General features: G+C 72.1%; 15 protein-coding genes and 1 pseudogene. 10 read left to right on the top strand and 6 right to left on the bottom strand.

The window, feature by feature from the left end:
• Positions 1 to 616: 616 nt before the first annotated feature.
• Positions 617 to 1,276, bottom strand: coding sequence for a formylglycine-generating enzyme family protein (locus tag ABVB68_RS35870; protein WP_503006558.1), 660 nt, complete (start codon positions 1,274 to 1,276; stop codon positions 617 to 619).
• Positions 1,277 to 1,451: 175 nt separating this feature from the next.
• Between ABVB68_RS35870 and ABVB68_RS35865 the strand changes: the two genes are divergently transcribed.
• Complete coding sequence (locus ABVB68_RS35865; RefSeq protein WP_353605410.1) at positions 1,452 to 1,715, top strand: GlsB/YeaQ/YmgE family stress response membrane protein; 264 nt, start codon at positions 1,452 to 1,454, stop codon at positions 1,713 to 1,715.
• A 343-nt stretch (positions 1,716 to 2,058) separates the two neighbouring features.
• Here the strand turns inward: ABVB68_RS35865 and ABVB68_RS35860 are convergent, their stop codons facing one another.
• On the bottom strand, positions 2,059 to 2,490 hold the full coding sequence (locus ABVB68_RS35860) for an ATP-binding protein (protein ID WP_353605413.1): 432 nt from the start codon (positions 2,488 to 2,490) through the stop codon (positions 2,059 to 2,061).
• Positions 2,491 to 2,709: 219 nt separating this feature from the next.
• Here ABVB68_RS35860 and ABVB68_RS35855 point away from each other — a divergent pair, with 219 nt between their 5' ends.
• From ABVB68_RS35855 to ABVB68_RS35845, 3 genes are all read left to right on the top strand, one after another.
• Positions 2,710 to 3,081, top strand: coding sequence for an STAS domain-containing protein (locus ABVB68_RS35855; RefSeq protein WP_353605409.1), 372 nt, complete (start codon positions 2,710 to 2,712; stop codon positions 3,079 to 3,081).
• Between the two features lie 326 nt (positions 3,082 to 3,407).
• Positions 3,408 to 3,935 (top strand): DUF4232 domain-containing protein, encoded by a 528-nt coding sequence (locus ABVB68_RS35850; RefSeq protein WP_353605408.1) that lies wholly within the window; start codon positions 3,408 to 3,410, stop codon positions 3,933 to 3,935.
• A gap of 289 nt (positions 3,936 to 4,224) precedes the next feature.
• Positions 4,225 to 6,147, top strand: a complete 1,923-nt coding sequence (locus ABVB68_RS35845) for an FG-GAP-like repeat-containing protein (RefSeq protein ID WP_353605407.1) — start codon at positions 4,225 to 4,227, stop codon at positions 6,145 to 6,147.
• 56 nt (positions 6,148 to 6,203) lie between these two features.
• On the opposite strand, the pseudogene ABVB68_RS35840 reads toward ABVB68_RS35845, so the two are convergent.
• From ABVB68_RS35840 to ABVB68_RS35825, 4 genes and pseudogenes are all read right to left on the bottom strand, one after another.
• Positions 6,204 to 6,640, bottom strand: a pseudogene (locus ABVB68_RS35840) (VOC family protein).
• 445 nt (positions 6,641 to 7,085) lie between these two features.
• Positions 7,086 to 7,682: an Rv1733c family protein gene (locus tag ABVB68_RS35835; RefSeq protein WP_353605406.1), complete on the bottom strand. Its 597-nt coding sequence runs from the start codon at positions 7,680 to 7,682 to the stop codon at positions 7,086 to 7,088.
• 410 nt (positions 7,683 to 8,092) lie between these two features.
• Positions 8,093 to 8,908, bottom strand: coding sequence for a TIGR03943 family putative permease subunit (locus ABVB68_RS35830; RefSeq protein WP_353605405.1), 816 nt, complete (start codon positions 8,906 to 8,908; stop codon positions 8,093 to 8,095).
• Positions 8,905 to 9,942, bottom strand: coding sequence for a permease (locus ABVB68_RS35825; RefSeq protein ID WP_353605404.1), 1,038 nt, complete (start codon positions 9,940 to 9,942; stop codon positions 8,905 to 8,907). The genes ABVB68_RS35830 and ABVB68_RS35825 overlap by 4 nt, the downstream gene beginning before the upstream one ends.
• A 194-nt stretch (positions 9,943 to 10,136) precedes the next feature.
• Between ABVB68_RS35825 and ABVB68_RS35820 the strand changes: the two genes are divergently transcribed.
• The 6 genes from ABVB68_RS35820 to ABVB68_RS35795 all read left to right on the top strand — a co-directional run.
• The gene (locus ABVB68_RS35820; protein ID WP_353605403.1) at positions 10,137 to 10,955 is read left to right on the top strand and encodes a serine hydrolase; all 819 of its coding nucleotides are present in this window, start codon (positions 10,137 to 10,139) and stop codon (positions 10,953 to 10,955) included.
• 379 nt (positions 10,956 to 11,334) lie between these two features.
• Positions 11,335 to 11,748, top strand: coding sequence for an SRPBCC family protein (locus tag ABVB68_RS35815; RefSeq protein ID WP_353605402.1), 414 nt, complete (start codon positions 11,335 to 11,337; stop codon positions 11,746 to 11,748).
• A gap of 679 nt (positions 11,749 to 12,427) precedes the next feature.
• Entirely contained in the window at positions 12,428 to 14,131 is a 1,704-nt protein-coding gene (locus tag ABVB68_RS35810) for a hypothetical protein (RefSeq protein WP_503006554.1), read from the top strand.
• 171 nt (positions 14,132 to 14,302) lie between these two features.
• A complete protein-coding gene (locus ABVB68_RS35805; protein WP_353605401.1) occupies positions 14,303 to 15,391 on the top strand; it encodes an NADH-quinone oxidoreductase subunit B family protein in 1,089 nt (362 codons plus the stop codon).
• Positions 15,392 to 15,455: 64 nt separating this feature from the next.
• Entirely contained in the window at positions 15,456 to 17,249 is a 1,794-nt protein-coding gene (locus ABVB68_RS35800) for a nickel-dependent hydrogenase large subunit (protein WP_353605400.1), read from the top strand.
• A partial coding sequence (locus ABVB68_RS35795) for a NifU-related iron-sulfur-binding protein (protein ID WP_503006551.1) occupies positions 17,242 to 17,554 on the top strand: 313 nt, incomplete at its 3' end. The genes ABVB68_RS35800 and ABVB68_RS35795, both read left to right, overlap by 8 nt.

The raw sequence follows: 17,554 nt of genomic DNA, 5'->3' as shown, positions 1-17,554 counted from the left end.
CCGGCGGCCACCCCCACCCGCCCGCCGAGCCCGCCCCCCCGCACCCCCCCCCCCCCCCGGCCCCGCCCCCCCGCCCGGGCCCCGCGGCCCCCCCGCCCGCCCCCCGCCCGGCCCCCCGCCCGGCCGCCGGGCGGTCGCGCACCGTCGGGCCCGGCGGCGCGCTGTCCCGGCACCCGTACGCCGGGGCTACGCGTGGCCTGACCGGCCGGCCCGTCCCACGGGTCACTCATCTCCCACTCCCATGAACGGTCGGGCCCGTCAGGCCTGGGCGTCGGAATGGACGGCCGGACTCAGCGCGGCGGTGTACGGGCAGGTGAAGCGGCGGTTCACCTTGGTTGCTCAGTTGCGCAATGTAACAAACCCGGAGTCCGAACAGCACAGATCCGCACGCAATTCACAGGTGAGGCATCTCATGCAACCGCCGGGCGGCGACGACGTCGGATGCGGACGGAGACCGCGGAGCGGGCCGGGGGCCGCGGGACGGCTACCGGCCGGAGACTGCGTGAGGGGCCAAAGACGCGGATGAGTACCGGCCGAAGGCCGCGGACAGGTCGGGACCACGGGACGGCTACCGGCGGAAGGCCGCGGGACGGATGCCGGTCGCCCTGACAGGCCGTCACTCGCCGGCCGCGGAGGCGGAGCGTACGACGCGGAATCCGACGTCGTCGATCCGGTACGTCGGATGACTGCGGCGCCGTACCGACGCGCGGCAGCTCCAGTGCTCGTCCGACCAGCCCCCGCCGCGCAGTACCCGGTAGCTGCCGTAGACCTCCGCGTCGTACAGGTCCCAGCACCAGTCCCAGACGTTGCCCAGCATGTCGTGCAGCCCCCACGCGTTGGGCTGCTTACCGCCCACCACATGGACCTGTTCGCCCGAGTTGTCCCGGTACCAGGCGATGTCGTCCAGGCGGCCGTACCGCGGGCCGGTCGTACCGGCCCGGCAGGCGTGCTCCCACTCGGCCTCCGTCGGCAGCCGGAATCCGTCGGCGCGGGTGTCCCAGCCGGCCGTCCCGTCGGCCTCCCGCAGGTGGTACGCGGGCGCCAGCCCCGCGCTGCGGGACGCGTCGTTGCAGAACCGGACCGCGTCCCACCACGACACGCCCTCGACCGGCAGCCGGTCACCCCGGGCGGCGCTCGGCCGACGGCCGGTGACCTGCGCGTACCACGCCTGGGTGACCGGGAAGGCGGACATCTCGAACGACGCCACCTCGACCTGCCAACTGCGTTCCGTCCGCCGGTCCGAGAGCGTCACCCGCCCTGCGGGCACGGCCACCATGCCGGTCCCTGAAAGCGTGTCCACGACAGGCCACCCTATGGCGTTCCGCCCACCGGGGAGCGCCGGCCGGCACCGCCTGACGTACGCTCAGGTTCGTGCTCCGCACCGGCAGGCGTGTCGCGATGCCGAGCGGGCACCTGTAGGTCACCAACGAGAGAGGGGTGGCCCACCAGTCATGGAGATTTCCGGGATCATCAGTGCGATCATCATCGGCATCGTGATCGGCGTTCTCGGCCGGCTCGCCGTCCCCGGCCGTCAGCGGATCGGCATCCTGTGGACGATCGTGATCGGCATCGTCGCCGCCTTCGTGGGAAGCGCCGTGGCAGCCGGCTTCGGTGTCGCGAACACCAAGGGCGTCGACTGGATCGAATGGCTCATCCAGGTCGCCCTCGCGGCGGTGGGCGTGGCCGCACTGAGCCGGGTGAAGGTACGGCACTGACGGCACCGGGACGGTCCCCGCACCACCCGCCCCGCACCAGCGCTCCGCCGGACCAGGTGATCCGGCGGGGCGCGCTGCTTTTGCCGCGCGGCTCCCCAGGTGGGGGAAGAGGCAGCGGTGAGGGGCGGGATCCCCTGGGTGCACGACGCCGGTGCGCGTCAGCGGGAAGCGGGGCCGGCGAGGCCGGACCGGCTCAGGCCGGCGAAGCGACAGGCGAGGACGGACCGGCTCAAGCCGGTCAAGCCGCAGGCGAGGTCGGTCCGCCTCGGTGAGAGGCGTGGCCCGACAGGCTCGGTGAGAGGCGAGGACGGACCGGCTCGGTGAGAGGCGAGGCCGGGCCGGCTCAGTCGGATGCGGGGCCGGTGAGGCCGCCGACGGGGTCGTCCCAGAGGGCGATCCGGGCGGTGATGCACTTGCCCACCGGCTCCCGTCGCGCCTCGAAGCCCTGCACGACGGCCATCACGATCTCCAGACCGTGCTGGCCCACCCGGCCCGGGTCGGCGGCCCTGGCCAGCGGGAGGGCGGGGTCGCTGTCCCAGACCTCGACCTCCACCGCCTCGCCGGTGATCTCCACCCGCAGCAGCACCGGTCCCGGCGCGTACTTGCAGGCGTTCGTGACCAACTCGCTGACCACCAGGCGGGTCAGATCCATCGTGCGCGCCGTCACCGGCACACCGTGGGCCGCCTGCACCCGGGTGAGGAAGAGCTCCGCCCGATCGCGGGCCTCGGCGATGCATCCGCCGTCGAGGCCGTCCAGCTCGAGCGTGGTGTGCAGTGGCCCGCGGCCGACCCCGACGGGGCCCTCGTCGAAGGCACCCGACTCCTCTGCGTTGCGTCGCGTCACGCCGTTCACGCACGGGTGTATACCCGGGTTCGCGCGGGGCACGCCTGCCGAACGCGGACGCGATCCGCGGGCATCGTCGGCGCGATCCTGGGAAGCCACCCGGTAGGGCGAAGCTCTGGTCAAAGATCGTCGAGTGTTGTCGAGGAACTCGTGGCGGACACAGCAGACACCGAGGGAACGGCGGGAACGGACCGGCTGGGGATCAGCCGGTCCGTCGTGGACGGCGTCACCGTCGTCACGGTCACCGGGGAGATCGACCACCACACCTCCGGTCTCCTGCGGCACGCCCTGGCACCCGAGGATCCTTCGCAGGCGGCGCGCACCGTCGCGGACTTCGCCGGGGTGGACTTCATGGACTCCAGCGGCATCAACGCCCTCATCGCCGCCCACCAGGCCCATGGCGCGACCGGGCGGCTTTCGCTGGCGGGTGTGCGCAGGCCCGTTCTGCGCACCCTGGAGCTCGTCGGCCTCACCACTCTCATCGACTGCTACCCGAGCGTCCGCGAGGCCATGGAGGCCTGAGGGCGCTTCCAGCCGGTCCAGCCCTGGTGGCAGGGCGGTTTTCGTGGTGTGCTGTAACCGGCGGGAAGGACTCCGGACAGACGCGGGGAAACGGTCTCGGAACCGTGCACCGCGCAATCAGGATCCGCGAGAAGTGGATGGCCCTTCCCGCCCTCTCCTGCCCTGACCACCCGGCTGCCCGGGGCACGGATCGTCGCCTGTGCCGCTTGTACTCGTGCGCGTGGCATTCCCTGGAACCTGCGCCGCACGGCCCGCATCTAGCTGTGCGGTGAGGCAGGAGCGGTGGCACCGGGTCCCGCAGGGATGCTTTCACCAGGGGGATTCCCATGGCACGGCGGACACTGGCGGTTTCCGCTCTCGGCCTGGCGGTACTGCTGGGCACCGCGGCCTGCGGCACCGACGGAAGCTCGTCCGACACGCGTACCGACAGGTGCCGGACGTCCCAGCTGGCCTGGAAGATGACCCGTCTGCCCGGCAGGCGGCAAGACGCCCCGGCGGCCGCGCTCAGCGCGGAGAACACGGGGTCGAAGTCCTGCGCCTTCGACGGCTACCCGGACATCGACGTGTACGTCGGCAAGGGGCCGTCGGCCGACGGGAAGCCGAAGAAGGGTGCCACGCCGGTCGACGTGGAGCTGAACCCGGGCCACACGGTGGAGTTCCCGCTCTTCTACGACGCGACGGCCGCTCCGGGCGGCGGTTGCGAGGTCTCGGCCGAGTACGACCCCAGGATCAGCGTCGTGCCCCCGCACGCCGAGGACGGTTCCCTCGTCGAGATGACGGATGCGAAGGGACGTCATGTGCGGGCGCAGGTATGCGGCCTCGACATCGAGCTGGGCTCACCGCGGTTGCGGTGAGGAGCAGACGGAGAAGCGGGTGCGTCGCCGGGTAGCGCGTGAATTGTCGTGTGCACGCGTACGGCGGCCGTGCGATCATGGCCGCCGCGACCGCTGACCACGGTCGGTCGACAGCCGCCGCACGGCGGCACGGGGGAATTCACCGGTGGTACGCCGTGAGCGCGGCGCAGACCGTCGGCGGGGGATCACGCGTCGGAGTCCGCGACAGCGGCTCGCCGACGTCGCCTGGCGGTGGCCTGCCGCGAACTCCCGTGCCGCTGTCGGCCCGCCTCAGTAGGAGAAACCAGAAGTGCTGGATACACGAATACGCCGCGGGTCCGTCGCGGTGCTGAGCGCCGCGCTGATGCTGGGCAGCGCCGCGACGGCCCAGGCCGGTACCGCGGCCCCCGTTCCGGGCGCCCCGTCGCGGAGCGCGCCCCTGGCCGCGGCGCCGATGCCACCGCACGCCGCCGGCCCCGCTCCCACGCTCTCGGCCGGTCCCGCGGCCGAACCCCCGGGCTCCGTCACGCCGGTGCCGGCCGCCGACGACGACTGGACCGCCCAGGACGCCACCCGCTTCTGGACGCCCGAGCGCATGGCCGCGGCCACCGACCCCTCGGGCCGGACCGTCCCGCCGAAGAGCGTGGCGACGGCGCGTCAGCAGGGTTCCGCCACCGGCATCACCGCCCAGCACTTCAAGGGCGTCAAGTCCGTCGGCACCATCTTCAGCACCGGCGCCGGGCTGAAGGGCCACCGCTGTTCGGCCAGTGTCGTGCGCAGCGCGGGCCACAACCTGATCCTCACCGCCGGGCACTGCGTCGGCGGGAAGTCCATGTTCGTCCCCCTGTACGACCCCACCAGGGACGCCTCCCAGCAGCCGAACGGGGTCTGGGCGGTGGACACATGGTTCCGTGACAAGTGGTACGCCTCGGACAAGAGCAAGAACTCCGACCTGGACTACGCCTTCGCGAGCCTGAAGCCCAACGGCCCCAAGAACGTCCAGGACGTCGTGGGCGCCAACACGCTCGCCCGTACGCCCGGGTATGCCAACAGTGTGACGGTCGTCGGCTACCCGGCGATCGCGCACAACCCTCAGGACCAGCCGGTCCGTTGCCCCGGCATCTCCACGACCGCGCTGTCCGGCTACTACCAGATGCAGATCAACTGCGCGGGCATGTGGGGCGGGGTCTCCGGCGGGCCGTGGTTCTCCAGCCTCGACGCCTCCGGCAGCACCGGCACGATCATCGGGAACGTGGGCGGCTTCCTGCAGGGCGGTCCGGACGTACCGCAGACCGACCACCGGTACAACGAGATCAGCTACAGCCCGCTGTACGGCGACCGCTTCTTCAAGCTCTACGCGGACGCCCAGAAGGGCCGCAACCCCGACTACGGCCCCTACCGGCAGCCGGGCCTGCCGTACACCATGGGAGCGGGTTCGACCTGGAAAAACGCCAGGCTGATGGCTTCGGGTGACTTCAACGGCAACGGCCACAGCGACATGATCGTGGTGTGGACCGACGGTGAGACCACCCTCTACAACAGCGACGGCAAGGGCCACTTCACCGGCGAGCGGCGGCTGCTGGGCACGAACGACACCTGGAAGCACGCGGTGACCGTCACCGCGGGCGACTTCACCGGCTCCAACCGGTTCGACCTGCTGGTGCGGTGGACCGACGGCGAGGTGACGCTGTACGGCGACGTCGGCACCAAGGGCCTGAACTGGGCCGGTGTCCAGATGGTCAAGCCCAACGGACTCTGGAAGAACGCGACGCAGATCGCGGCGGGCCGCTTCGGCTCCTCCCCGTACGTCACCGACCTGATCGTGCGTTGGATCGACGGCGAAGTCACCCTCTACACCGGCGTCGGCGCCGGCACGTTCGGCCAGGAACACAAGCTGAAGGGCAAGAACGACACCTGGCGGGACGCCACCCTGCTGACCGCCGGCGAGTACTCCGGCGGCGCGAAGTGGGACCTCATGGTGCGCTGGACCGACGGCGAGCTCGACAACTACGTCGGCACCGGCACGTCGGGCCTGGGCAAGGAACAGCGCATCCTGGACAAGAACGACCTCTGGAAGCACGACACGGTCATGACGACCGGCGAGTTCACCGGCAACGGCCGTACCGACGACCTCGTCATCCGCTGGTCGGACGGCGAGACCACGATGTACACGGACACCCGCGCCGCCCGCCTGGGCAGCGAGTGGACCCTGGTCCACGCCGCCTGCTGCTGAGCCGAGGCCGGCAGCCCGACTCGGCCGAGCGGGAGGCGGATCGACCCGACCGGCCGTCAGTCCTTCTTCAGCTCCTCGGCGAGCATCACGAGGATGCCGCTGGGACCGCGGACGTACGTGAGTCTGTAGACGTCCTCGTAGGTCGCGACACCGCGAAGCGGACGGCATCCGTGCTTCGCCGCTGTCTCGAGGGCTTTGTCGATGTCGTCGACCGAGAAGGCGACGCGGTGCATGCCGATGTCGTTGGGCCGGGTGGGCTGCGTCTCGATCGCCGCGGGGTTGATGTACTCGAAGAGTTCGAGGCGACCGTGACCGTCCGGCGTCTGGAGCATCGCGATCTTCGCGTGATTGCCGTCAAGGCCGACGGCGGTGTCGGTCCACTCACCACTGACCGTGTCACGGCCGACACCGTCAGGCCGAGGTCGGTGAAAAAGGAGATCGCCGCTTCGAGGTCGCGAACGGCGATGCCGACGTTCTCAAGTCTGATGGCCATGCGTCGCATGCTATCGAGCCGGGTCGACGGCAGACGCAGGCCTTGCCGTGGCCGAGAGCAACTCGCCGCGTGCGCCAGCCGGTTGAGGGAGTTCGGGGCTCAGCCCGAAGGGGTGCCTCCTCGTCGCGTCCGGTATGCCCCGGGCGGGTCTGCCGTAGGACGGATCACGTGCGGAACGGTCCCCTGGGCATGACCGACGGCTCCGCCCGGCCGCTGCTCGGCGCAGGCAAGGGGATGCCTCCCGCTCTCCGGCGGTCTCCTCGCGGCGGCGGGCTCGTCGCGCGGGGAGAGAGCCGAGGACAAGGGAGGCGGCAGCGCCGAACAGCGTGCGCAGGGGCGGGGAGTGTGCCGTACCGCCGTCAGGCCCGCGCTCGCGCGGGGCCGCGCCCACCCCGGAGAACGACGGGCAGTCGCCGCGCCCTGCCGCCGGCTTCGGAGTCGCCGGTCAGGCGCCGCTGAGGTTTCCCCACCGGGGTCCGATCTGCTTCCACTCCTCGTCCCACTCGGCCATGCGCCGCCGGATGAGCCGGCCGCGTACGACCCAGCCCACGCCCAGGACGGCAGCGGCGGCCGACGGGGCCACCAGGGCGCCGGTGAGGGCCGCCTGCAGGCCCGCGGAGGCTCCGGTGACGGGCGCCGGGACCACCCGGTGCGCCGCGTTCGCCCACACCGTCACCCCGCTCCCCGCGGGGGCGCCCGCGAAGACCTTCGTCCGGTCGGTGTGCACCGAACCGTCCGCCTCCGTCCACCGCACCGCGGCCCACACCCGCCCGTCGTCGTAACCGGACGCGTTGGGCGGGGTCCTCGCCGCGTCGTCGGTGAGGACGGCGGACACGGTGTGCAGCTGGGCCCGGCGCGCCGAGAACGCCGCGTCGGAGGCCTGGGCCGCCACGACACCCGCGAGGACCCCGCCCAGGAGGGCCAGCACCCAGGTGGCCAGCACGATCCAGGCCTCGACGGCGTCGCTGTGCCGCCGCAGCGGGTTGCTCCGCCATCGCCACAGCCGTAGCGGCGTGACCGTCCTGGAGGGTGTACGGGTCATCGTCACCGCCTCCTCTCGTGCGCCGTGGCTCCGCTCCACGGCGCACCGGTCCGCGCGACGTCCGGCAGCTCCGGGTACCGGTCCGCCGGGCTACGGCGGCTCCGGGTGCACGAACCGCTCCGGGCAGCGCACCGCACGTCCGCCGCTCCCGGCAGGTATCGCGCGAGGCGGATGCCGGACGGCACCCGGGGCGGTCCACCGCACCGAGCCACCGAGGCCCACAACTCCATCGTGCACCCCCGCCCGGATCGCGGCCGTGTGAGGCCGGGATCGCGTACGGCGGCCTCGCACCGGCCCCCTCCACGCGTCCGCGCCGGCCACCGGAATCGCCCCCCACCGGGCCGGGGCGCACGCCGGTGCGTGGCATCGCCGGCGCGGGCAGTGCCGAGGCGTGGCACGGCAGGCGCGGGTCAGGACGGTCGCAGGGGCAGGTCGTCGGTGTAGGCGTTCACCGGCTGGGCGATGGGCCGGGCGGCCGTGACGTCGAGCGCCGCCTCGGCCGACCTCGTCCCGAGGGCGCCCCCGGGGTGCCAGGTGCCGGTCACCGCCAGCCAGGTGTCGGCGGGTGGCGCCTCGGTGCCGTACATCCGCACCTTGACCGTCTGGGAGTCCGCGGCGCAGCAGGTGAAGATGATGCGGGTGAGGTACCAGCCGTCGTCCTCCTCGGACGGGGTCACGAAGCCGGTCAGCTGGACGGCACGGCTCTTGATCGCCCCGCTGCGGTCCTGCTGGACGCGCTTGGTGAAGTCCGTGAGGGTCAGCGGCAGCGGAGAGGCCGCGGGCAGCGGGGCGAATCCCTTCTGCACGACGACCGGTTTCGTGTTCGAGCGTGCCGCCGTGTAGGCGCCGAGGGCGGGCGGGGCGTACCAGAGCAGGCTCAGCGCCGGGAGGAACAGCAGCCAGGCGATGCGCGGGGTGGCCGAATGATCGTGCCCGTGCCCGTGCCCGTCCTCGTGGTCACGCCCGTGCCCGTGCTCACGCCCGTGCCCGTGCTCACGTGCTTGCCCGTGCTCGTGCTCGCGTCCGGTGTCGTCCCGGGCGGCGTGCCGGCCGCCCCGGGTGGCCGCGCCCGCCAGTCCCAGCAGGAGCAGGACCGCTCCGGAGACGATCAAAGGGGCACGCAGTCCGGCCTTGACGTAGCGCAGGTAGAGGTCGGTGAAGAGTGCCACGTGCAGCAGGCCGATGCCGGACAGCGTCAGCAGCAGGGTCTGGACCGGGCGGTTCACAGCAGCGCGCCTCCGATCAGGACGCTCACGGTGACGGCCACCACCGTGGTCGCCGTGGAGAACCGCCAGGCGAAGGCCCGGCCGAAGGTCCCCGCCTGCAGGGCGATGAGCTTCAGGTCGACCATCGGGCCGACGACCATGAACGCGAGACGGGCGGTGGAGGAGAAGCCGGTGAGCGAGGCGGCGACGAACGCGTCCGCCTCGGAGCAGACCGCCAGCAGTACGGCGAGCCCGGCCAGGAAGATCACCGACAGCCAGGGTGAGCCGGAGAAGGTGTCGAGGACGGAGCGCGGCACGGCGACGTTGAAGGTGGCGGCGGCCATGGCGCCGAGTACGAGGAAGCCGCCGGCGTGCAGGAAGTCGTGCTGGAAGCCGGCGCGGAACTCGTTCCAGCGGCTGTGGCCGTGGTGGTGACCGGTGTGCCGGTGCCGCAGGACGGGCCGCAGCCACTTCTCCTTGCCCAGCCAGAGCCACAGCCAGCCCATGGCGGCCGCCGTGACGAGTGAGGCGAGCAGCCGGGCGGCCACCATGGCGGGTTCGCCCGGGAAGGCGACGGCGGTGGCCGTCAGCACGACGGGGTTGATCGCGGGCGCGGAGAGCAGGAACGCGAAGGCGGCGGCCGGAGTGACGCCTCGGCGGATCAGGCTGTTGGCGACGGGGACGGAGGCGCACTCGCAGCCCGGCAGCACCGCGCCCGCCATGCCCGCGACCGGCACGGCCAGCGCGGCCCGCTTGGGCAGCACCCGGGTGAACAGGTCCGCCGGGACGAAGGCGTTGATGGCGCCCGACAGGGCGGTGCCGAGGAGGAGGAAGGGGAGGGCCTGAATGGTGATCGCCAGGCATACGGTGCGCCAGGCCTGGACGGCCGGGCGGTTCAGCCACTGCGCGTCCGCGAGGAGGAGCACGGCCGTCGCACCGGCAGCGATCGCGAGTGCGGCGCCGAGGGGCCACGGCCGGATGCGGCGCAGGGGCGGAGCGACGGGTACGACCGCCACACCCTCCGCCACACCGACCAATTCATCCGATTTTTTCATTATCACTCCGGATGTCGGTATCTGGCCGACGATAAGCGAGGTCCGACCCCCGGCCGCGCGTACACGCCGTCACGAAAGCGACCTGAGCCCCCAATGCGCCCCAACGGTGGCTCTTCTCACAATCGGGGCGGAACGGGCTCCGAAGTGACGGGAACCACGTCGCGCCGCGCGCTTTTTGCCTACGTTCATGACCCATGTCGTCCCACCGCTCCCCGATCGCGCACTCCATGGCGGCCGCGCTCGCCGCCTCCGCCGGCGCCCTGCTCTGTCTCGGCCTCCTGGCCCCATCCCCGGCGGCGGCCGCCGACGCCGCGCCCGGCCAGGACAAGGCGCCGCACGCGACGGCGGCCGTGCTCGACCTGGACGGCAGCGGCCGTACCCCCGTGATCCGCGGTGCGGACACGGCGTACGACACCGCGAGCATCGTCAAGGTCGACATCCTCGCGGCCCTGCTGCTGAAGGCGCAGGACGCGAAACGCGACCTCACCGCCGAGGAGCGCGGGCGGGCCGAGCCGATGATCCGGCGCAGTGACAACGCGGCGGCCAACGCCCTGTGGCGGGAGATCGGCGGGGCCTCCGGGCTGGCCGCGGCCAACAAGCGGCTGGGACTGACCTCGACCACAGGCGGCACCGGCCCCAGGTGGGGGCTGACCCGGACGACGGCGAGCGACCAGATACGGCTGCTGCGCGCCGTGTTCGACGGTGGTACGACGGCGAACGCCCACTCCCCCGCGCTCGACGCGCGCTCCCAGGCCTACATCCGCGGCCTGATGAGCCATGTCGCACCGGAGCAGAGCTGGGGCGTCACCGCGGTGTCCGGCTCCGGATCCCCGCGGGCGCTGAAGAACGGGTGGCTGCAGCGCGACACGTCCGGCCTGTGGGACGTCAACAGCATCGGCCTGGTCACCGTGAAGGGGCACCGGCACCTCGTCGCGGTCCTGTCCAACGGCAGCACGTCCATGAACGACGGCATCTCCCTGGTGGAGCGCACGGCCCGCGACGCGGTGGCATGACGGCTGCCCAGGACGGCCGGCACGCAATGCGGTGCCATGACGGCCACCCCGGACCGGCACCCAACGCGGTGGCATGACGACTGCCCGGGACGGCCGGCACGCGACGCGGTGACATGACGGCTGCCCCGGACCAGCACGCAATGCGGTGGCATGACGACTACCCGGGAGGGCGGCCACGCGACGTGGTGGCATGACGGCTGCCCGGGACGGCCGGCACGCGACCTGGTGGCGTGACCCACCCGCACGGCCATCGCGCCGGGGCTGTGGGACGGGAGACTTCGCCGGCCGGCACCCTTGGCACGGACAGGGGGCTTTTCGCGTGCCTCCGACTGGGCACGCGGTCGGGGTACGACTTCCGACCGGAGGGGCCGGTACGACCATGGCCGAGTACGAGCGTTCCCGCACCATGCCGGCACAGCCCGAGCACGTCTTCGACCAGGCGGCCAACGTGGCCCAGTTCGATGCCTGGCTCCCCCGCGCCCTGCACGTCGACGTGGAGGACCCGCCTGCCGTGACCGTCCACGAGGACCGCTCGGGCCAGGACCTGCCGGCCCTGCTGCGGGCCGAGCCCGACCAGATGCGTCTGGAGTGGGGCACCCGGGAGCAGGGCAGCTACGCCGGCTGGCTCCAGGTGGCCGGCATCGGCAGCGGCGCCAGCGAGGTGACCGTGCACCTGTCCTTCTTCGACAAGGGCCACGACCCGGGCGAGGGCGCGGTGAACGACGCCCTCGAGGGCAGTCTGACGCGCCTGGAGGAGCAGGTGCGGTTGCGCGTCGACAACACGGCCGGCTGAATCGAGAGGCGCCCGCGCGTCTCCACGGCAGCCTGGGCAGCGGCTCGACGACCGGGTGACCGGCACGTGGCGATGGCGAAACGGTGCGCGGTCCCACCGGGACGGGGCGGTTGGGGTCCTTGGCTGCCGAGGTACAGCATTGTCCAGGCCGGGCGCCTGCTGAGGGTGAGCCCGGAACCGTGCGCCGGTGGGCGGACGCGGGACGAACGACGACGCGGCCGCGGCCGCGAGCGAGCGCCTGCCGGACGGGCTGCCGGACGGGCTGCCGGAAGGACCCACGCAGCGGCGTGCGCACACCGCCGCGGACCGACCGCCTGACCGGCCTGCCGCCGGAACGGCCCGGCAGACCGTCGTGAACAGGCCCTCGTGACCGGCGCCGCGGGAACCGGCATCCGTGAGCAGCCCCTCGTGACCAGGACTGCCTGACGAGGAACCGGCACCCGTGAGCAGCCCCTCGTGACCAGTACTGCGTGACGACCTGAACCGGAATCCGCAGAACAGCCCGTCGCGGACGTGCCGTCCCGCGCACCGGACGACGGGCCCGCACCCGCCGGTGGGCCCGCACTCGCCCCGTTTCGCCTGACCGGCCCAATCTCGGTGCGCCGGAGGGGCGTGGGCCGGTGACGGGTGTGACCGTGGTGGAAGTGATGCCCCGGTGCACCGATGGCGAGGAGGCGGCATGGCGGACGGAGCCGGCGCGGCGGGCACGGCGAGCACTGCCGTGATGGACGGCGCGGACGCGGCCCGGGGTCGTCCCGGCGACGCGTTCGAGCAGCTGGGTGCCGTCGCGGACGCCGTGCTGTACGAGGGCTACCTGCTGTACCCGTACCGCCGCTCCTCGGCGAAGAACCGGGTCCGCTGGCAGTTCGGGGTGCTGCTGCCCCGGAACTGGGTGAAGCGGCAGGGCCCGGTCACGCCCGGGATCTCCGGCTCGGCCGACTCGTGGTACCAGCAGACCGAGTGCCTGCTGCGCGTCCGGCGCGACGACGCGGCCGTGCGGGTGCGGGTGCGGTATCTGCAGATGCAGGACAAGCAGGTGGAGGCGGCCGACGGGGGCGGCGGGCACCGCCCGGTCGAGTCCCTGCGGACGGACGACGGTGTCAGCCATCTGACGTTCGAGGAGGCGGTGCCGCGCGAGAGCGAGCTGACGGTGCCGCTGGAGGAACTGCTGCGCGGCGGGCGTACCGTCGCCGTGGGCGCGCCCGCCGGTGCGGAGTTCGAGCCGCTGCCGGCGGGAGCGGGACGGACGGTGCGTCGCCGCCTCGAGGTACGGGCCCGCACGACCGTCGTCGCCGAGCGGCTCGCACCGGGCCTGTGCCGGCTGCGGGTGCGGACCGAGAACTCCGGGGAGGCGGTGGACCCGGGGGCGCCACGCGGCGCGGCACTGCGGCAGGCGCTGATCGCCACGCACACCCTGGTCGGCGGGGACGGCGTGGAGCTGGTCTCGCTGATCGATCCGCCCGCGGCCCTGGCCGAGCGGGTGCGCGCATGCCGCAACGAGTTCACGTTTCCCGTGCTCGGCGGCGCACCGCGGGAGAGCGGAACGGTCTCCGCCGTCCGTGGACCGCGGGGAAGCGGGACGCGGGGCGATACCGAGGACGGCGATACCGGGGTCGTCATGCTCTCCGCGCCGATCATCCTGCCGGACCGTCCGCAGGTGGCGCCCGAGAGCCCCGGCGATCTCCATGACGCCGCCGAGATCGACGAGATCCTCACGCTGCGCACGATGCTTCTGACCGACGAGGAGAAGGCCGAGGCGCGGGCCACCGATCCGCGGGCCGCGCAGATCCTCGACCGGGTGGACACCATGCCCCCGGAGATCCTCGCCCGGCTGCACGGCACCATCCGCTCCCTGGCCCCGGCACGGACCGGACCGGAAGCCGCCGGACGCTCCGGGAGCGCCGGCCGCGCGGCTCCCGCGCCGGCTCCGGCCGCCGGGCGGCCCGCCTGGTGGCAGGAGGGCGGGGACGACGGGCTGTCCCCGTCGACCGACACGGTGCTGGTGGACGGGGTGATCGTCGGCGGCGGCAGCCGGGTACGGCTGCGGCCGCGCGGCCGGGGCGCCGACGCGCAGGACATGTTCCTCGACGGGCGGACCGCACGGGTGTCCGCCGTCTTCCACGACGTCGACGGCAGTGTGCATCTGGCCGTCACCGTGGACGACGACCCCGCGGCCGAACTGCACGGCTGGTACGGCCGGTTCCACTACTTCCGCCCCGACGAGGTCGAGCCGCTCGACGGTGCCGGGGGGCCGGCTGCGGTCCGGCCGGCCGGACCCGGCGCCGACGGCCCGGGTGCGGTCCGGCCGGCCGGGCCGCAGTCCCCGCGGCCCGCGCGTCCGGCCGACCGGCCGGAGGAAGGACGGTTCGATGGCCGCACCTGAGGCGCCGGCGCACGACCGCCCGATGACCGGGCGGCCGTTCCGGCCGAAGGGGGAGGCACCGGCCCGTCCGCACGGGGACGGCCCCGCCGGATTCCCCGTACCGACCCTCGCGGCCCCGACGGCCGCAGCCCACGACCCACTCCGAGAACGGCTGCAACGGAGGCCGCAGACATGACCACACACAGCGGAACGAGCCAGGTCGGCTCCGAGCCCGACAGGGCCGAGGCGCGCAAGGGGATCGACGAGATCCATATCCTGTGGATCTCGGAGGGCATGAGCTGCGACGGTGACACCGTCTCGCTGACCGCCGCGGACCAGCCGTCCATCGAGGACGTGGTGCTCGGTCTGATCCCGGGCCTGCCGAAGGTGAACCTCGTCAACAAGGTGCTGTCGCCGAGCCTGGGCGGTGAGGACTTCCTGGCGCCCTACCGGGCGGCCGCACGGGGCGAACTGGCCCCGTTCATCCTCGTCATCGAGGGGTCCATCCCGAACCAGAACATCATCGACGGCGACGGCTACTGGACGTCGTTCGGCAACGACCCGGATACCGGCGAACCGCAGACCCTGAACTGGTGGATCGACCAGCTCGCGCCGAAGGCCTGGGCTGTGGTGGCCGCCGGCACCTGCGCCACGTACGGCGGGATCCACGCCATGGCCGGCAACCCGACCGGCTGCATGGGGCTCGCGGACTACCTCGGCTGGGACTTCACGTCGCAGGCCGGACTTCCCGTGGTGAACGTGCCCGGCTGTCCCATCCAGCCGGAGAACTTCATGGAGACCCTGATCTGGGTGCTCCAGCACGCGGCCGGTGCCGCTCCCCCGCCACCGCTGGACCACATGCTGCGCCCGCAGTGGCTGTTCGGAAAGACCGTGCACGAGGGCTGTGACCGGGGCTCGTACTACGAGCAGGGCGACTTCGGCCTCGACTACAACTCGCCCAAGTGCCTGGTGAAGACGGGCTGCTGGGGGCCGGTCGTGAACTGCAACGTGCCCAAGCGGGGCTGGATGGCGGGGATCGGCGGCTGCCCGAACGTGGGCGGCATCTGCATCGGCTGCACGATGCCGGGCTTCCCCGACGCGTTCATGCCGTTCATGGACGAGCCGCCGGGCGGCACGCTGTCGTCCCTCATCATCAAGCCGTACGGCGCCGTCATGCGGCGGCTGCGCGGACTGACCAACGACATGGTCAACCACGAGCCCAAGTGGCGCCACAACAAACAGAAGCTGACCAGCGGCTTCGACCCGCGCTGGCGCGCGTGACCTCACCCTTCCCCCGACCCGCCTCAGTCCCGCAGGACCCGACCAGCTAGGGGCACCACCGCACATGACCACCACCGACTCCCGGGGCACGGCACGCAAACCGGCCCAGATCGTCGACATGTCCTGGGATCCGATCACCCGGATCATCGGCAACCTGGGCATCTACACGAAGATCGACTTCGCCAACCAGGAAGTCGTCGAGTGCCGCAGCACCTCGTCGCTCTTCCGCGGCTACTCGGTCTTCATGAAGGGCAAGGACCCGCGTGACGCCGGGTTCATCACCTCGCGGATCTGCGGGATCTGCGGCGACAACCACACCACCTGCTCCAACTACGCCCAGCAGATGGCCTACGGCGTGAAACCGCCGAAGCTGGCCGAGCACATCACCAACCTCGGCGAGGCCGCCGAGTACATGTTCGACCACACGCTCTTCCAGGACAACCTGGTGTTCGTGGACTTCTGCGAGGCCATGGTCAAGGCGACCAACCCCGGTGTCCTGGCCCGCGCCGAGCGCACCGACGCGCCCCGCGGGGACATCCACGGCTACCGCACGATCGCCGACATCATGAAGGCCTTCAACCCCTTCGAGGGAGAGGTCTACAAGGAGGCGCTGAAGGTCAGCCGGGTCACCCGGGAGATGTTCTGCCTGATGGAGGGGCGGCACGTCCACCCGTCCACGCTGTACCCGGGCGGCGTGGGCACGATGCCGCAGCCGAACACCTTCACCGACTACCTGGCCCGGCTGATGCGCGTCATCGACTTCGTGAAGAAGGCGGTGGCCATGAACGACGACGTCTTCGACTTCTTCTACGAGGCCCTGCCCGGCTACGAGGAGGTCGGCAAGCGGCGCATCCTGCTCGGCTGCTGGGGCGCCTGGCAGGACCCGGACGTCGTCGACTACCGCTACGAGAACATGAACCGGTGGGGCAAGGCGATGTACGTCACCCCGGGCATCGTCGTGGACGGCAAGCTGGTCACCAACAACCTGATCGACATCAACCTCGGCCTGCGCATCATGCTGGGCAGCTCCTTCTACGAGGACTGGGTCAACGAGCAGCCGTTCGTCACCCACGACCCGCTCGGCAACCCCGTCGACATGCGCCACCCGTGGAACCAGACGACGGTCCCGGTGCCGCAGAAGCGTGACTTCGACGGCAACTACAGCTGGGTGATGAGCCCGCGCTGGCTGCACCCGGACACCGGCGAGCACCTGGCGCTGGACACCGGCGGCGGCCCCCTCGCCCGGCTGTGGTCGACCGCGCTGAGCGGCCTGGTCGACACCCCGTACGTGAAGGCCACCGGCAGCAGCGTGCGCATCTCCCTGCCCAAGGGCGAATCGCTGCCGGAGACCACGCTGGAGTGGCACATCCCGAAGTGGAGCAACACCATTGAGAGGGACCGTGCCCGGCCGTACTTCGTCGCCTACGCCGCCGCCATGGCCCTGCAGTTCCTGGAGGAGGCGATGGGCATGCTCCGCGACGGCGACACCAAGGTCTTCGAGAACTTCGAGGTGCCCGACGAGGCGATCGGCTGTGGCTTCCACGAGGCCGTGCGCGGTGTCCTCTCGCACCACCTGGTGATCAGGGACAGGAAGATCGCCAACTACCACCCGTACCCGCCCACCCCGTGGAACGCCAGCCCCCGCGACATCTACGGCACCCCGGGCCCGTACGAGGACGCCGTGCAGGGCCAGCCGATCTTCGAGGAGAACGGCCCCGACGACTTCAAGGGCGTCGACATCATGCGCACGGTCCGCAGCTTCGACCCGTGCCTGCCGTGCGGCGTGCACATGTACATGGGCAAGGGCAAGACCCTGACCACCGTGCACTCGCCCACGTACGGGGCGAACCATGGCTGACGCCGTCCGGCTGCCGGACCCGGCTGTGGAGGCACGGCTCGCCCGGCTGGACGAGGTGCTGGCGCAGTTGGAGTCCGCGCCCGGCCCGGCGCTGGAGGCGGTGACCCTGCTGACCGAGGTCTACGGCGAGGCCCTGGCCCGCGTGCTGGACCACGCGGACGCGCCGCTGCGGGAGCGCCTCGTCGAGGACGAGCTGCTCGGGCACCTGCTGGTGCTGCTGTTCATCGACGAGGTGGAGGAGATCGCCGGTGCGCGGTCGGGCAGGGCGGTCGATCCCGGGCACGGGGTGACCAACGAGCTCCTCA

The sequence above is a fragment of the Streptomyces sp. NPDC096012 genome (assembly GCF_040426375.1).
GTDB lineage: Bacteria > Actinomycetota > Actinomycetes > Streptomycetales > Streptomycetaceae > Streptomyces.
The sequence above is the reverse complement of the archived record's forward strand: the minus strand, read 5'-3'. Positions and strand labels throughout refer to the sequence as shown.

Bases quoted from the DNA above. Each gene is read 5' to 3' on its own strand.
- ABVB68_RS35870 (WP_503006558.1), bottom strand. From the start codon at position 1,276: ATGGTGGCCGTGCCCGCAGGGCGGGTGACGCTCTCGGACCGGCGGACG.
- ABVB68_RS35865 (WP_353605410.1), top strand. From the start codon at position 1,452: ATGGAGATTTCCGGGATCATCAGTGCGATCATCATCGGCATCGTGATC.
- ABVB68_RS35850 (WP_353605408.1), top strand. From the start codon at position 3,408: ATGGCACGGCGGACACTGGCGGTTTCCGCTCTCGGCCTGGCGGTACTG.
- ABVB68_RS35835 (WP_353605406.1), bottom strand. From the start codon at position 7,682: ATGACCCGTACACCCTCCAGGACGGTCACGCCGCTACGGCTGTGGCGA.
- ABVB68_RS35825 (WP_353605404.1), bottom strand. From the start codon at position 9,942: ATGAAAAAATCGGATGAATTGGTCGGTGTGGCGGAGGGTGTGGCGGTC.
- ABVB68_RS35820 (WP_353605403.1), top strand. From the start codon at position 10,137: ATGTCGTCCCACCGCTCCCCGATCGCGCACTCCATGGCGGCCGCGCTC.
- ABVB68_RS35815 (WP_353605402.1), top strand. From the start codon at position 11,335: ATGGCCGAGTACGAGCGTTCCCGCACCATGCCGGCACAGCCCGAGCAC.
- ABVB68_RS35810 (WP_503006554.1), top strand. From the start codon at position 12,428: ATGGCGGACGGAGCCGGCGCGGCGGGCACGGCGAGCACTGCCGTGATG.
- ABVB68_RS35805 (WP_353605401.1), top strand. From the start codon at position 14,303: ATGACCACACACAGCGGAACGAGCCAGGTCGGCTCCGAGCCCGACAGG.
- ABVB68_RS35800 (WP_353605400.1), top strand. From the start codon at position 15,456: ATGACCACCACCGACTCCCGGGGCACGGCACGCAAACCGGCCCAGATC.